12 protein-coding genes are annotated in these 14,607 nt (G+C 75.2%); 9 read left to right on the top strand and 3 right to left on the bottom strand.

Annotated features, from left to right (window positions below):
- Nucleotides 1–186 precede the first annotated feature (186 nt).
- The gene (locus B5D80_RS16910; RefSeq protein WP_088644838.1) at nt 187–1,335 is read left to right on the top strand and encodes a polysaccharide pyruvyl transferase family protein; all 1,149 of its coding nucleotides are present in this window, start codon (nt 187–189) and stop codon (nt 1,333–1,335) included.
- A gap of 14 nt (nt 1,336–1,349) precedes the next feature.
- Here B5D80_RS16910 and B5D80_RS16905 read toward each other — a convergent pair whose 3' ends face one another.
- Nucleotides 1,350–1,547 (bottom strand): hypothetical protein, encoded by a 198-nt coding sequence (locus B5D80_RS16905; RefSeq protein WP_088644837.1) that lies wholly within the window; start codon nt 1,545–1,547, stop codon nt 1,350–1,352.
- Between the two features lie 102 nt (nt 1,548–1,649).
- Between B5D80_RS16905 and B5D80_RS16900 the strand changes: the two genes are divergently transcribed.
- From B5D80_RS16900 to B5D80_RS16890, 3 genes are read left to right on the top strand one after another with little or no spacing between them, the layout of a single operon-like run.
- Nucleotides 1,650–2,171: a DinB family protein gene (locus B5D80_RS16900; RefSeq protein ID WP_088644836.1), complete on the top strand. Its 522-nt coding sequence runs from the start codon at nt 1,650–1,652 to the stop codon at nt 2,169–2,171.
- 59 nt (nt 2,172–2,230) lie between these two features.
- Complete coding sequence (locus B5D80_RS16895; protein WP_088644835.1) at nt 2,231–5,500, top strand: DEAD/DEAH box helicase; 3,270 nt, start codon at nt 2,231–2,233, stop codon at nt 5,498–5,500.
- Entirely contained in the window at nt 5,497–6,504 is a 1,008-nt protein-coding gene (locus tag B5D80_RS16890; protein WP_088644834.1) for an SWIM zinc finger family protein, read from the top strand. Before B5D80_RS16895 ends, B5D80_RS16890 begins: the two co-directional genes overlap by 4 nt.
- A gap of 105 nt (nt 6,505–6,609) precedes the next feature.
- Here B5D80_RS16890 and B5D80_RS16885 read toward each other — a convergent pair whose 3' ends face one another.
- Nucleotides 6,610–6,867, bottom strand: a complete 258-nt coding sequence (locus B5D80_RS16885) for a DUF3040 domain-containing protein (RefSeq protein ID WP_088644833.1) — start codon at nt 6,865–6,867, stop codon at nt 6,610–6,612.
- 498 nt (nt 6,868–7,365) lie between these two features.
- Between B5D80_RS16885 and B5D80_RS16880 the strand changes: the two genes are divergently transcribed.
- Genes B5D80_RS16880 through B5D80_RS16860 form a run of 5 tightly spaced genes read left to right on the top strand, consistent with a single transcriptional unit; the run spans nt 7,366 to nt 13,547 of the window.
- Nucleotides 7,366–9,342 (top strand): DUF1800 domain-containing protein, encoded by a 1,977-nt coding sequence (locus tag B5D80_RS16880; RefSeq protein ID WP_088644832.1) that lies wholly within the window; start codon nt 7,366–7,368, stop codon nt 9,340–9,342.
- Nucleotides 9,343–9,362: 20 nt separating this feature from the next.
- Complete coding sequence (locus tag B5D80_RS16875; protein WP_245854663.1) at nt 9,363–10,754, top strand: DUF1501 domain-containing protein; 1,392 nt, start codon at nt 9,363–9,365, stop codon at nt 10,752–10,754.
- Complete coding sequence (locus B5D80_RS16870) at nt 10,751–12,172, top strand: ferredoxin reductase family protein (protein WP_088644831.1); 1,422 nt, start codon at nt 10,751–10,753, stop codon at nt 12,170–12,172. Before B5D80_RS16875 ends, B5D80_RS16870 begins: the two co-directional genes overlap by 4 nt.
- A 13-nt stretch (nt 12,173–12,185) precedes the next feature.
- Nucleotides 12,186–12,776 (top strand): FMN-binding protein, encoded by a 591-nt coding sequence (locus B5D80_RS16865; RefSeq protein WP_088644830.1) that lies wholly within the window; start codon nt 12,186–12,188, stop codon nt 12,774–12,776.
- Between the two features lie 48 nt (nt 12,777–12,824).
- Nucleotides 12,825–13,547 carry an FAD:protein FMN transferase gene (locus tag B5D80_RS16860; RefSeq protein WP_088644875.1) on the top strand — a complete coding sequence of 241 codons (723 nt, stop codon included), beginning with the start codon at nt 12,825–12,827 and terminating at the stop codon, nt 13,545–13,547.
- A 346-nt stretch (nt 13,548–13,893) separates the two neighbouring features.
- Here B5D80_RS16860 and B5D80_RS16855 read toward each other — a convergent pair whose 3' ends face one another.
- Complete coding sequence (locus B5D80_RS16855) at nt 13,894–14,565, bottom strand: bifunctional DNA primase/polymerase (RefSeq protein ID WP_088644829.1); 672 nt, start codon at nt 14,563–14,565, stop codon at nt 13,894–13,896.
- Nucleotides 14,566–14,607 lie beyond the last annotated feature (42 nt).

Raw genomic sequence — 14,607 nt, 5'->3', positions numbered from 1 at the left:
AGGGGCGGGTGGGTTGACGCGAACCTCTTGATCACCGGGGACGGCGGTGAGGGCCGGGGCGGGTGGGGAGCGGCGGCGGGTCGGGGTGGAAGCGGAGGTAGCGGGAGGGGACGGGCGAGCGGGGCAGGGCATGGGTGGGGTGGGAGGGGGAATGCGGGCCGGGACGGTCCTGGGGAGGAGTGACGGATGAGGGGTCCCACCGGATTGACCATCGGTGTCCTCGGCTCGTACGGCGGTCGGAACCTGGGGGACGAGGCGATCCTCACCGGTCTGCTGGCCGACCTGCGGGAGCAGGAGCCGAACGCGCGGATCATCGTGTTCTCCCGCAACCCGGCGCACACCGCGCTGGCCCATCCCGACGTCGAGGCGGTGCCCTGGGAGGGCGTCAGCCGGGTCGACTCGGCCGAGGTGCTCGGCCAGCTCGACCTGCTCATCCTCGGCGGCGGCGGCATCCTGTACGACAAGGAGGCCCGCCGTTACCTGCGGGTCGTCCGGGTCGCCCAGGAACGTGGCCTGCCCCTGCTGACGTACGCGGTGGGTGTCGGCCCACTCAGCGACGGGGTGGACACCGGCATGGTCCGGGAGACGTTGGCCGGGGCGACCGAGGTGACCGTCCGCGACCAGGAGTCCCGGATGGTGCTGGAGGAGGCCGGGCTGCTCAATCCGATCACCGTCACCGCCGATCCGGCGTTCCTGCTGGAACCGGAGGACTTCCCCGCCCGGCTGCTGCGCGAGGAGGGGGTGCCCGCCGGCAAGCGACTGGTCGGGCTGAGCGTCCGGGAGCCGGGGCGGGCGGCCGAACGGCTCGACGTCGACGGGTACCACCGGTTGCTCGCCCAGATCGGTGACTTCCTGGTGCAGCGGATCGACGCGCACGTGCTGTTCGTGCCGATGGAACGCGACGACATCCGGCACTCACACGGGGTGTTGTCCCACATGATCGCCGCCGACCGGGGGCGCATCCTGCACGGCGACTACTCGCCCCGGCAGGTGCTCGGCCTGATGAAGCACTTCGACCTGGCGGTCGGCATGCGGCTGCACTTCCTGATCTTCGCGGCGATGGTCGGCACCCCGTTCCTGCCCCTGCCGTACGCCGGGAAGGTCTTCGACCTGGCCCAGCGGCTCGGGGTGCCGGCGCTGCGCGGCGTGGAACGCGAGGTGGAGGGCCCGCTGCTGGCGGAGGTCGACCGGCTCTGGGACGAACGGGAGTCCCGCCGCGAGGCCACCGCCCGCCGGGTCGCCGAGGTGTGCGACCAGGCCCGGGGCACCTCCCAGGTCACCCGTGCCGTGCTGGACGGCCTGCGTTCGCGCACCCTGGCCCGGATGGCCGCCTGACCGGGCCGGCCGGGTCAGACGGCCGGGCCGCGCCAGCGGTAGCGCCACTGGTCGCCGGCGGACTCCAGCTCGTAGATCTGGGCGTCGACCAGGCCCTGCGGGCCCAGGTGGTGGTGGGTCAGCGGAGGACGCTCGTTGCTGTCCAGCTCGACGTCGACCGCCTCGCCGTCAGCCGGGCCGTCCGCCAGGGGAATCCGTACCGTCGCAGCCATGCGCCCATCCTGCCAAGCCGGCCGCCGGACCGCAGGGTTTGCCGGGGACGGCGGGTTCGCCGGGGGACAGCGGGACGGCACGGCCACCGCTATCGTCCGCTGATGGCGGAAATCCGGATCGATCCGACGCTCGCCCCGGTGCTGGCCCGCACCGGCGACGAGCGGGCGGTGCTCGACGCGTTCCTCGACTTCCACCGGGCCACCGTGCTGCGCAAGGCGCGGGGCCTGAGCGACGCCGAGGCGGCCCGCCGGCTGGTGCCGTCGGCCACCACCCTGGCCGGCATCCTGCGGCATCTCGCCCTGGTCGAGCGGAACTGGTTCCCCTTCCTGCTCGATCCGACCCCCGGTGACGTCTTCCCGACCTCCGAGGAGGACGCGGCGGCCAGTTTCGCCCTGACCGAGGGGGAGACCCTCGACCAGCTCGCCGACGCCTACGAGCGGGCCTGTGCCCGTTCCCGTGCGGTGGCGGCCCGCTTCCCGCTGGACCATGTCGTGGCGCAGCCGCAGCTCGGCGAGGTGTCGCTGCGCTGGATCATGGTGCACATGATCGAGGAGACCGCCCGCCACGCCGGACACGCCGACATCCTCCGTGAGCTGACCGACGGCAGCACCGGCGCGGTCTGAGCGGCAGGGCCCGGCCCTCGCCGCCTATCCTGACCCCGGGCGTCGACGAGGGGGAACGAGTGCTGGTCGTCCACGGGGTGTGGCTGGTCGGGGCCGGTCTGGCGGTGTGGGCGGAGGATTCGACCCGGCCGACGCAGGTGCCGCGCCGCCCCGGCCGCGCCCCGCGCGAACGCCCCCACCCCTTCGCCGCCGACCCGGGCGCCCTGGCCGCGCTGCTCGGTGACCGCCCGGCCGGCACCGTGCCGCTCACCCTCCCCACCCGGGCGGGCGCGCCGCTGCACTCGCCGGAGCTGGTCCCGGCCACCGTCGCGGAACCGGCCCGTGGCCCGGTCACCCTCGCCACCTGGCGGGCCCCCGTCCTCCGGTACGCCCCGGACGACGCGTTCGACCTGCTGCGTACCCTCGACGGGCTCGACGCCGTGGTGGGGGCCGGCCTGCGGCACCTCGCCGAGCTGGCGGGTTTCGCGGTCGACCTGGTGGCCCGGGGCCGGCTGCTGCCCGGCGTGGCCGACCACCCGCCCGGGGACGGGCCGGGGGAGCGGAGGCAGCCCGGGGACGGGCCGCCGGACCGGCGCTTAAACGCCCGGTCTCCGGGGAAGGCGGTCGGGTGGGCGGTGTGGCGGCCCCTGCTCACCGGCGCGGACGCCGCCTGGGCCCGGTCGCTGGCCCTCGCCCTGCCCCCGGCGGTCCGGGCCGCCGTCGACCCCGCGTCGCCCCCCGCCCGCCCGCGTCCCGGGGCCAGCCGGACGGCCGGGGAGCGGCCCGGTCCCGAGGAGGCGACCGCCCCGGCGCAGCGCGAAGGAGACGCACCACCCGCCGGTTCCGGCCCGGACGGTCCGCGCGACGGGGTCGGCGGGCTGGTCGCGGACGTGCTGGACCTGCTCACCGATGCCGCCGCCCGCCGGGCGCTGGCCGACGTCGACCTGCTCCGGGGCGGTCGGCGCGACGGGGTGACCGCCGGGTGGCTGGCGGCGCTGACCGGCCCGCAGCGGCGGTTCACCGCCGAACCCGAGGGCCTGGCCACCCTCCGCGCCGAACTGGCCGACTGGCAGCGCGACGCCGTCGGCGGGCCGGTCCGGGCGAGTTTCCGGCTGGTGGAGCCGGCCGACGACGAGATCGTCGACACCCTGACCGTGGTGCCGGCCGACCCGTCGACCGTCGTCGGGCAGGGTGGACGGTGGCGCGTCGAGTTCGGTCTCCAGGCCGCCGACGAGCCGGGCCTGCACGTCGCCGCCGGTGACGTCTGGCGGCACCCGGAGCTGCTGCCCGCGCTCGCCGGCCGCTGCGGCGACCCGCAGGAGACCCTGCTGGCCGAGCTGGGCCGGGCCGGGCGGCTCTGGCCGGAGCTGGACGGGGCGCTGCGCACGCCCGCCCCGGAGCAGTTGGAGCTGGACGTCGAGGGGGCGCACCGGTTCCTGCGCGAGGGTGCGCCGGTGCTGCACGCCGCCGGGTTCGGGGTGCTGCTGCCGTCCTGGTGGCGGCGGCCGGCGGCGCGGCTCGGCGCCCGGTTGCAGGCCCGCAGCCGGACCGCCCCGGGCACGGTCGCCGCGACCGGGGCGCTCGGGCTGGACGCGCTCGTCGACTACCGCTGGGAGGTGGCGCTCGGCGACGAGACGGTCGACGCCGACGAGTTGGCCGCCCTGGCCGCGTTGAAGACCCCGCTGGTGCGGTTGCGCGGCCGGTGGGTGGAGTTGGACCCGAAACGGCTGGCCGCCGGCCTGCGGCTGCTGCGCTCCTCCGGCGAGCTGACCGTCGCCGACCTGCTGCGGATGGGGCTGGCCGGGGCGGAGACCCCGGCCGCCCTGCCGGTGCTCGCGGTGACCGCCGACGGCCCGCTCGGTGACCTGCTGGCCGGGCAGGCCGAACGGCGGCTCGTCCCGCTGGACCCGCCGCCGGCCTTCAAGGGCACCCTGCGGCCCTACCAGCGGCGCGGCCTGGCCTGGCTGGTGTTCCTCCAGTCGCTCGGGCTCGGCGGGGTGCTCGCCGACGACATGGGGCTGGGCAAGACCGTGCAGTTGCTGGCCCTGTTCGCCGGGGACCCGCCGGACGCCGGGCCGACCCTGCTGGTCTGTCCGATGTCGCTGGTCGGCAACTGGCAGCGGGAGGCGGCCCGGTTCACCCCCGGCCTGCGGGTGCACGTGCACCACGGCGCGGACCGGGCCCGGGACGACACGTTCGAACAGGCCGTGCACGCCGCCGACCTGGTGCTCACCACGTACGCGGTGGCCGCGCGGGACGCGGTCGCGCTGGCGTCGGTCGGCTGGCACCGGGTGGTGGTCGACGAGGCCCAGGCGATCAAGAACGCGGCCACCCGGCAGGCCGAGGCGGTCCGGGCGCTGCCCGCCCGGCACCGGATCGCGGTCACCGGCACGCCTGTGGAGAACCGGCTGGCCGACCTGTGGTCGATCATGCAGTTCGCCAATCCCGGCCTGCTCGGCCCGGCCAGCAGTTTCCGGCAGTCGTACGCGGTGCCGATCGAGCGGCACGGCGACGCCGAGGCGGCGGCCCGGTTGCGCCGGGTCACCGGCCCGTTCGTGCTGCGGCGGCTCAAGACCGACTCCTCGATCATCAGCGACCTGCCGGAGAAGCTGGAGATGGAGGTGGTCTGCAACCTCACCGCCGAGCAGGCGTCGCTCTACCGGGCGATCGTGGACGAGATGCTGGCGAGGATCGAGGCGAGCGACGGGATGGAACGCCGGGGCCTGGTGCTGGCCACGATGACCCGGCTCAAGCAGGTCTGCAACCATCCCGCCCAACTGCTGCACGACGGTTCCCCGCTGGCCGGCCGTTCCGGCAAGCTGCAACGGCTGGAGGAGATCGTCGACGAGGTGCTCGCGGCCGGCGAGAAGGCCCTGCTGTTCACCCAGTACGCCGAGTTCGGCGCGCTGCTGCGCGGCCACCTGTCGGCGCGCTTCGGCCGGGAGGTGCTCTACCTGCACGGCGGGGTCGGCAAGTCCGACCGGGACGACCTGGTCACCCGGTTCCAGTCCCCGGACGGCCCGGCCCTGTTCGTGCTCTCCCTCAAGGCGGGCGGCACCGGGCTGACCCTGACCGCCGCCAACCACGTGGTGCACGTCGACAGGTGGTGGAACCCGGCGGTGGAGGACCAGGCCACCGACCGGGCGTTCCGGATCGGCCAGCGGCGGCGGGTGCAGGTCCGCAAGTTCGTCTGCGCCGGCACCGTCGAGGAGAAGGTGGCCGCGATGATCGCCGACAAGCGGGGGTTGGCCGCGTCCGTGGTGGGCAGCGGCGAGCAGTGGGTGACCGAGCTGTCCACCGGACAGCTACGGGAGCTGTTCTCCCTGGACGCCGGGGCGGTGGTCGAGTGAGCCCCCGGGGTGCCGGGGCGGAGGGCCCGTTCGCCGGGTTCGGGCCGCCGCGCCGGGTCGACGGCGGGTTGAAGGCGCGCAGTACCCGGGGCGCGATCGGGGTCTCCTGGTGGTCCCGGCGGTTCCTGGAGGTGCTGGAGTCGTTCGCGCTGGGCACCCGGCTCACCCGGGGCCGGGCGTACGCGCGCCGGGGTCAGGTGCTCCGGCTCGACGTGTCACCCGGGCGGGTCGAGGCGAGCGTGCAGGGTTCCCGGCCCCGGCCCTACCCGGTGACCATCGCCCTGCCGCCGTTTCCGGACGTGCTCTGGGACCGTGTCGAACGGGAGCTGGCCGGGCAGGCGTTCTTCAGCGCCCGACTGCTCGCCGGTGACCTGCCGGCCGAGTTGGAGGAGCTGTTCGCCGCCGCGGGCGCGCCCCTGTTCCCCCGGTCGGTGGGGGAGCTGACCCAGCGCTGCGGCTGCCCCGACGTCGCGGTGCCGTGCAAGCACCTCGCGGCGACGTTCTACCTGCTCGCCGAGGCGTTCGACGCCGACCCGTTCCAGTTGCTGCACTGGCGGGGCCGCAGCCGTGACGCGTTGCTCGGCCGGTTGCGCGCGCTCCGCGCCGACGCGGTCGGGTCGCCCCACGGCACCGACGGCACGCCGGTCGGCGGGTCCGCCGACGCCGGGCGGGCCACCGGACCGTCCGACCGGACGCCCTCCGACGTCGGGCAGGTTGCCGGCACGTCCGACCGGACGCCGGCCCGCGTGCCGTCGGTCGTGGACGGTGCGCGGGCCGCCGCGGCGGGGTCGGCCCGGGTGCTCGCCGACCTGCCCGACGTGCCGCTCACCGGGACGGTGGACCGGTTCTGGGTGTCGCCGGTGCCGCTGCCGGACCGGCCGCCCGTCCTGGCCACCGGCCCGGAGCTGCTGCTGCGGCAGCTCGGCTCACCCGCGGCGGCGATCGGCGGCCCCGGCCTGCTGGAACGCCTGCGCCGGGCCTACCGGGCGTTCGACCCGGGCTGACCCGGCGCGCGGGTCATGATCGACACCAGCGGGGCGATGCCGGGGTGCCCCGTCGCTGCGGTGCCGCAGCATCGCGACCCCTGGTGCCGGTCATGGCCACGCGGGTCAGCGCCAGCGGTGCCGGAAGTGCCACATCAGGCCGGTGTTGGCCGCGAGGACGACGACGCACGCCGCGCCCGCCGTCCGTCCGGCCAGGACGGTCATCGCGGGCAGCGACGCCCACAGGATGACCGTCAGCAGCATCAACCAGCGCCCGCGTCGGGCCCGGATCCGATGGTCGAGTCGTGCGAAGAACTTCGGATCGCTCTCCCGGAGCTGCCGGGTGATCTGTTCGAACCTGCGCTGATCCTCTTTGCTGAGCATGGCGGTGCCTTCCCCTCAGGCTTCAGCGGTTCGGCGGCTTACCCGCTGCGGCGGCCGGTCACGCCCTGCTCCTGCTGCTACTTTCGGCCCCGGGCGGCGTCGGCGGGCAGGGCCGGGAACAGCCGGGGACGGGCCGCCCGAAACCGGGCCGGGTGGGCGCGGACCACCTCAGCGCCGGCTTACCGGGGGCTTAAGTTTCGCTGTGCCGGTGAACGCCACGCCCCGTGACACGTACCGCCAAAACGTTACGGCGGGGGCGCGGCCGGACACGTCGTCCCTGCTGGGGACGGTGCGGCCCGGCCGGGGCGCAACCACCCGGCCGGCACCGTCGCACAGCGGCACCTTAAGTGCCCCCGCCGACGGCCGTGACCAGCCTTGTCGGCAGCTCAGCCCTTGGCTACCTTCCCGTGGCAACTCCTCCGGCAGCCGCCGCCGCACCCTCCGCCCCGCCCCCCGGTCGCAGCGGTACGGCGCATCGAAAGAAAACGGGACCGGTACATGGCCGACCAGAATGTGCCACCGCATCGACCGCACACCCCCGGCGGGCACACCCCGGGGTACGAGGTCCCGGCCGCGCCGTACGGGCCGCCGCCGGTGTCCCGGGGCCCGCAGTGGGTGGGGCCCGAGGGGCTGGGTCGGCAGGCGTTCCACCAGCCGGCCGGCACCGGACTGCCCCACCTGGACGACGACGGCGACGGCCGGGACCGGGTCGGCCGGCGGCGCGCCCTGGTCGCGCTGGGCGGCACCGCCGCCGTGGTGGCCGGCGGCGCGGCGCTGGCGATGAGCCCCCAGGTGCGCGGCCTGTTCGGCGACGCCGCCGCCGGGGACGCCACCGGCGCGACCGTCACCGACGGCACGCCGGCCCGCCCCAGCGGCCAGCAGCCCAGCACGGTACGCACCTACACCGAGCAGAACGAGAGCTACATGGGCTCCCGGGCCGGTGCGGCGCTGAAGAAGAACTCGCCCAGTGGTGGGCGTACCTTCTCCGGCCCGGCCGACGCGGCCGCGCGCACCCCGGTGACGGTGAAGACCGTGCTGGCCAAGGACCCCGTCCGGCACCTGGCCAGCCGGGCCACCTTCGGGGCCACCCCGAAGGTGCTCGCCGACATCAGGCGGATGGGCATCGACGCCTGGGTGCGCCGGCAGCTCGACCCGGAGAAGATCGCGCCGAGCCCCGCCGAGCTGAAGCTCGCCGAGCTGCCCACCCTCGCCCTGAGCAGCCAGCAGGTACGCGACCAGCGGGAGCAGCTCAACGAGCGGGGCGCGCAGCCGGAGAAGGAGATGGTCGACGGCACGCTGGCCCGGCAGATCTGGTCGGAGCGGCAGCTCTACGAGGTGATGGTCGACTTCTGGAACGACTTCCTGCACGTCGCGGCGGACTTCGACGGGGGTGAGGCGTACCGGAACTCGTTCGACCGGGACGTGGTCCGCAAGCACGCCATGGGCAGCTACCCGGACATGCTGGTGGCGGCGAACAAGCACCCGGCGCTGCTGCTCTACCTCAACCAGAACGACTCCCGGGCCGACGCGGTCAACGAGAACCTGGCCCGGGAGAACCTGGAGCTGTACTCGGTCGGGGTCGACGGCGGCTACACCGAGAAGGACGTCCGGCAGGCCGCCCTGCTCCAGACCGGCCGGGGCGTCGACGACGGCAGGTACGTCTTCCGCCACGACCGGCACTACCGGGGCAAGGTGAAGATCCTCGGCTTCAGCCACCCCAACGACTCGACCGACCCGAAGAAGGCCGACCAGGTCATCGACGCGTACATCACCTACATCGCGCTGCACCCGTCGACCGCCAGGTACGTGGCCCGCAGCCTGGCCACCCGGTTCGTCTCGGACACCCCGCCGAAGTCCCTGGTGGACCGGCTCGCCCAGATCTACACGGTCAACAAGGGCTCGGTGAAGCCGCTGCTGATGTCGCTGTTCAGCTCCTCGGAGTTCTGGGCGGCGGTCGGGCAGAAGGTGCGCCGGCCGATGGAGTACCTGGTCGCCACGTACCGGACGCTCGGCGTCGGGCCGCAGGCCGGGCCGGGCTTCCGGCAGGGCGACAGCAAACGCACCGCGTTCGCCCAGGGGCTGCGCCAGATCCACGACAAGCTGCGCGAGCTGGGCCAGTACCCGATGGGCCAGCCCACCCCCGACGGCTACCCCGACGTCTACGTTGCCTGGACGTCGGCCGGCACGATGGTCAACGGCTGGAACGAGGCCGCCGACCTGATCGCCGGCAACCGCACCCAGTTCACCTACACCAGGCCGGAGAAGCTGGTGGCCAGGCCGCCGGCCACCGCCGGGGCGTACGTGGACGCGTTGGCCCAGCGGCTGGTGCACCAGAAGCTGTCGACGCGGGAGCGGAACCTGATCCTCGGCGTGGCCGGCGTGTCCGCCACCGCCAGGGTCGACGCCACGTTCGACGGGGCGATCGCCGCCGTCGCGCGGGCGATCCTCGCGTCCCCCCAGCACCACCTGCGGTGAGGCAGACGATGGAGAAGCCGGTGACGCACCCGATGGAGAAGACCGTGCCCGCGTTCCCCCTGCACCCCGAGTGCCCCGACCTGCGCCGGCTCGCCGACGACCCGGCGCAGGCGCTGCTGCGCGCCGAGGCCGACATCGTCGCCGCCGAGAACGCCGCCGAGGCCGACCGCTACCGCCGGCTGGAGGACCTGGAGGAGGCGCAGCAGGACGGACGCGGGGTGACCCGGCGGACGTTCGTCGCCGGTGCCGCCGCCACCGCCACCGCCCTGGCCACCGCCCAGTTCGTCACCACCTCCGCGTCGTTCGCGGCGACGAAGACCGGCACCCTGATCCACGTCTTCCTCTACGGCGGGCTGGACGGGCTGAGCCTGGTCGCCCCCGCCGACGACCCGGTGCTCGCCAAGGCCCGCCCCGACCTGCTGCTCGGCGGCGACTCGCTGGCCCTGGGCCGGGGCTTCAAGCTGACCAGCGCGTTCGCCCCGCTGGAGAAGTGGCTGAAGGCCGGTCAGCTCGGGTTCGTCCCGGCGGTCTCCGACGAGCGGCTGTCCCGCAGCCACTTCCAGGCCGCCGACGCCTGCAACCTCGGTGGCCTGCCCAGCGAGACCGGTGGCCGGGGCTGGCTGGACAGCCTCGTCGACTCCCTCGGCAAGGGCACCGCGTTCCGCAGCGTCGGCATCGGCAGCACCCTGCCCCGCTCGCTGGTCGGCACCAACGGCGCGTTGTCGCTCAACAGCGTCGGCTCGCTGCGGCTCAACGGCGACGACCGCTACCGGGCGGCCACCGAGAAGGCGATCCGGGGCCTGTTCACCGGCATCAACCACCCGGTCGAGGAGGCGGTGATCGAGGGGATGGGTGCGCTGTCCACCGCCCAGCAGCTCGCCGCCAAGCCGTACCAGCCGGCGCAGGGCGTCACGTACGAGGGCGTCGGGTACGCCTTCGGGCAGCTCGCCCAGCTCATCAAGGGCGGGGCGAACGTCCGGGTCGCCACGGTCGGGATGGGCGGCTACGACACCCACGAGAACCAGGGCACCCGCTCCGGCGGCCAGCTCCACCGCCGCCTCGGTGAGCTGGCGAAGGCGATGGCGGCGTTCCTCACCGACCTGGGTGACCGGGCCGCCGACGTCACCATCATGGTGTCCAGCGAGTTCGGCCGCCGGGTCGCCTCCAACGGCGGCGGCACCGACCACGGCCACGGCGGGGTGGTCACCATCCTGTCCGGGCGTAAGCTCGCCGGCTCGCTGCTGGGCCGCTGGGACGGGCTGGGCGACCTGGACTCGGGGGACGTACCCGAGTACAACAATATGTTCGACGTCTACGGCGCGGTGGCGCAGGGCCGGTTCGGGCTGACCACCGCCCAGATCGACAAGATCTTCCCGCGGCGCAAGTACACCCCGATGAAGCTCTACGCGTGACCTACCAGGACATGCACGCCGCCGGTCGTCGTACCCGGGACCCGTCCGGGTACGGCGGCCGGCCGGCTGCGCCCGTACCCCCGCCGCCGGCCCGGCCCCGCCGCGGGTCCGCCGGCCGGCGGGCGCTGTCCGCGCTGTTCTGGGCCGGTCTGGTGGCCGCGGTGCTGCCGTGGTGGCTCGACACCCCGGCCGGCTCGCTGACCGGCACCGCCGACGTGCTCACCGCCGCCGGTCGGGTCACCGGCCTGGTCGCCGGCTACCTGCTGCTGGTGCAGGTGCTGATGATGAGCCGCCTCGGCGTGCTGGAACGCGGGGTCGGCGGCGAGCGGCTGTCCCGGGTGCACCGGGACCTCGGCGCGACCCTGCTGGTGGCGGTGCTGGCGCACCTGTCGCTGCTGGTGGTCGGCTACGCGCGGACCCTGGGCAACCCGGTCACCGCCCAGGTGGGGGTGCTGCTGCGCGACTTCGACGACATGGTGTCCGCGTTCGCCGCGGCCGGCATCCTGGTGCTCGTCGGCGGCACCGGCATCCGGGCGGTCCGCCGGGCGATGCCCTACGAACTCTGGTACCACCTGCACCTGACCAGCTACCTGGCGCTGCTGCTCGGCTTCGGCCACCAGTTCAGCAACGGTGCGCAACTCTTCCCGCCCGGCCCGGTCCGCACCGGCTGGATTGCCGCATATCTGCTGGTCGCCGCCGCCCTGGTGTGGGGCCGGCTGGTCGCGCCGGTGCTGCTCAACCTGCGGCACCGGCTGCGGGTGGCCGACGTGGTGGCCGAGAGCCCGGACACCGTGTCGATCTACCTGACCGGCCGCCGGCTGCACCAGCTCGACCCGCTCGGCGGGCAGTACCTGCGCTGGCGGTTCCTGGCCCGGGGCTGCTGGTGGCAGTCGCACCCGTTCTCGCTCTCCGCCGCCGCGAACGGCCGGTGGCTGCGGCTGACCGTGAAGGTGGTCGGCGGGCACACCCGGGACCTGCGTGACCTCGACCCGGGCACCCGGGTCTGGGTGGAGGGGCCGTCCGGCACGTTCACCGCCGCGCACCGCACCCGGGAGCGGGCCCTGCTGATCGCCGGTGGCAGCGGCATCGGCCCGCTGCGGGCGATGCTTGAGGAACTGCCCGCCGGCGCGGCCCTGATCTACCGGGCCCGCACCCCGGCCGACGTGCTGTTGCAGCACGAGCTGGACTGGCTGGCCCAGGCCCGGCAGACCTCCGTCTGGTACGTCGTCGGCTCCCGCGACGACGCCGGCCCCCGCCAGGTGATGAGCCCGGACGGACTGCGCCGGCTGGTGCCCGACCTGACCCGCCGCGACGTCTACCTGTGCGGCCCGCAGGGGCTGGTCGACTCCTCGGTGCGGGCGCTCCGGCAGGCAGGCGTGCCCCGCCGGCAGATCCACCTCGCCCCGTTCGAGCTGTAGGAGGGCACCTGACATGCGTCGCGCGCTGCTCGCGATCACCGGGCTGGCCGCCGGCACCACCGCCCTGGTGGTGCTCAAGGGCGCACCCGAGGACCGCCAGGTCGCCCGGGAGCTGCCCGTCGGCGTACCGGTCGGCACGCCGGACCGCACCGGGCCGGCCACCCCCGGCGCGACGCCGCAGCGGACCGCCGCGACGCCCCGGCCGACCGGCCAACCCAGCTCCACCGCCGGCCGCACCCCGGCGGCGCGGCGGACCACCCCCGGCGGGGACGCCGGCACCCGCCGCACCCCGGCCGCCGGCCGGACCACCGCGCCGAAGCCCACCACCCGCACGGTCACCGGCCCGGTGGTCTCCACCGAGTTCGGCAACGTGCAGGTGCGGATCACCGTCGCCGGCACGCGGATCGTCGACGCGGTGGCCCTGGAACTGCCCCAGGGCGGCCAGTCCGACCTGCGCAGCGACCGGGTCGACGCCGCCTACAGCGGCACCAGCGGCGACGTGGTGCGCCAGCAGGGCGCCAACCTGGACACGGTCTCCCAGGCGACCGCCACCAGCGACGGCTACCGCCGGTCGTTGCAGGCCGCGCTCGACCAGGCCCGCTAGGTGGGTGCGCCGTCGACCCGGCCCGGCCTGCGCCGGGTCGAGCAGGTCATGGGTACGGCGATCAGCCTGGACCTCGCCACCGACCTGCCCGCCGCCGTCCTGCGTACGCTGGCCGACGACACGTTCCGCTGGCTGCGGGAGGTCGACGCCCGGTTCACCACCTACCGCGAGGACAGCGAGGTGCGCCGCCTCGACCGGGGGGAGCTGCCGCCGGCCGGGGCGTCGGCGGACCTGCGCGCGGTGCTGGCCCGCTGCGCCGACCTGTGGGCCGACACCGACGGCTTCTTCGACGCGTACGCCACCGGCCGGTTGGACCCCTCCGGCTACGTGAAGGGCTGGGCCGCCCAGGTCGCCTCGGACCGGCTGGTGGCGGCCGGGGCGGTCGACCACTGCCTCAACGCCGGCGGCGACGTGCGCGTACGCGGGCACTCGTCGTCGGGGCGGCCGTGGCGGATCGGCGTGCGGCACCCGTGGGACGCGGACGCCACCTGCCTGGTGCTCACCGGCACCGACCTGGCCGTCGCCACCTCGGGCGTGTACGAACGGGGGCACCACGTGCTCGACCCGCGCCGGGGCGTACCGGCCCGGGGGTTGCGCTCGGTCACCGTGGTCGGCCCCGACCTGGGCGTTGCCGACGCGTACGCCACGGCGGCGGTGGCGATGGGCGTGGCCGGCGTCGGTTGGCTGGACCGGCTCCCCGGCCACCTGCACGCGGTGGTCACCGACGACGGTCGGCTGCTGCGTTCCACCGCCCTGCCGCTGGCCGACTGAGACGGCGACGTGGTGGCGGGGTCACCTGCCGGTGGGGGCGTTCACCGGGCCGTGCGGTGGGTGCCGGCCGGGCGGGAGCCGGTCGGCCGGGGGCGACCCGGGCGGGAGCCGGCCGGTCGGGTGTCCGACCAGTGGCGGGGCCGTCGCCGGTACGGCGGTTCGGTGCCGCCGGTGTGCCGCATCTCGTCCCTGGCCATGTCGTACCCCCGCTCCGGTGGCGCGTGCGCGCCGTCGTGGTGTGCAACGAGTCCGGCGTCGGCGGGGACGCTGGCGGGAACCCGACCCGGCCGTGTCCCGCCCCCCTGCGACCGGCCGGTCGGTGGCCGGCTGTCCGGTGACCGGCCGGTCAGTGGCCGCGCCGGGGCAGCGGGAGCTGGCCGGGCAGCAGCTCCGGGGTCAGCGTCACCCCGTCGGCCCGCAACGTCTCGATCAGGGTGTTCTGCACCAGGTACGAGTCGGGCAGCCGCCAGCGGGCCTGCTCCGGGGCGACCGCCCAGCGCACCGGGCCCTCGGGCAGCCGGGTGGGGGGTGCCGGGATCCACGAGCCGGTGCCGTGCCGGACGACGTGGAAGCAGTGTTCCAGCTCGGGGCGCAGCGGGTCGCCGGGGCGGACCAGGAACATCCAGCGTCCGGTCGGGGTCACCACCACCGGGCCCCGGACGCCCGGACCGGCGGGGTGCCCGGGTACCGCGTCGAGCAGTCGCCGGCCCAGGTGCGCCGACACCTCCAGCACGTCGAAGGCGCGACCGGTGGGCAGCAGCACCCCGTGCGGGCGGCTGCGCCACCAGGTGGCCACCCGGGCCGGGTCGGTGCTCGCCCCCCGCTCCCAGTTCTCCAGCGCGGGATGGCAGCCGACGGTGGGACAACCGGCCCGGCCGCACACGAACCGGCTGCGCGCCAGGCAGGCGCCGGGGGTCACCTCCCAGCCGTGCACCGCGTACCGCACGGCGATCCGGCGCAGCCGGACCCGTTCGATCGGGGCCAGCTGGGCGACCCGTGGCCCGACGTTCCCCCACATGTCCCGTGCTCTCCTCTGGCCTCGACCGGTCACCGCCACCCC

The organism is Micromonospora wenchangensis (assembly GCF_002210435.1).
Classification (GTDB): Bacteria; Actinomycetota; Actinomycetes; order Mycobacteriales; family Micromonosporaceae; genus Micromonospora; species Micromonospora wenchangensis.
Note: the sequence above shows the minus strand (reverse complement) of the source record. Positions and strands in the feature narration are given on the sequence as shown.

Excerpts from the sequence above, each read along its gene's own strand:
- B5D80_RS16910 (WP_088644838.1), top strand. The coding sequence starts at position 187 with ATGAGGGGTCCCACCGGATTGACCATCGGTGTCCTCGGCTCGTACGGC.
- B5D80_RS16905 (WP_088644837.1), bottom strand. The coding sequence starts at position 1,547 with ATGGCTGCGACGGTACGGATTCCCCTGGCGGACGGCCCGGCTGACGGC.
- B5D80_RS16900 (WP_088644836.1), top strand. The coding sequence starts at position 1,650 with ATGGCGGAAATCCGGATCGATCCGACGCTCGCCCCGGTGCTGGCCCGC.
- B5D80_RS16885 (WP_088644833.1), bottom strand. The coding sequence starts at position 6,867 with ATGCTCAGCAAAGAGGATCAGCGCAGGTTCGAACAGATCACCCGGCAG.
- B5D80_RS16880 (WP_088644832.1), top strand. The coding sequence starts at position 7,366 with ATGGCCGACCAGAATGTGCCACCGCATCGACCGCACACCCCCGGCGGG.
- B5D80_RS16865 (WP_088644830.1), top strand. The coding sequence starts at position 12,186 with ATGCGTCGCGCGCTGCTCGCGATCACCGGGCTGGCCGCCGGCACCACC.
- B5D80_RS16860 (WP_088644875.1), top strand. The coding sequence starts at position 12,825 with ATGGGTACGGCGATCAGCCTGGACCTCGCCACCGACCTGCCCGCCGCC.
- B5D80_RS16855 (WP_088644829.1), bottom strand. The coding sequence starts at position 14,565 with ATGTGGGGGAACGTCGGGCCACGGGTCGCCCAGCTGGCCCCGATCGAA.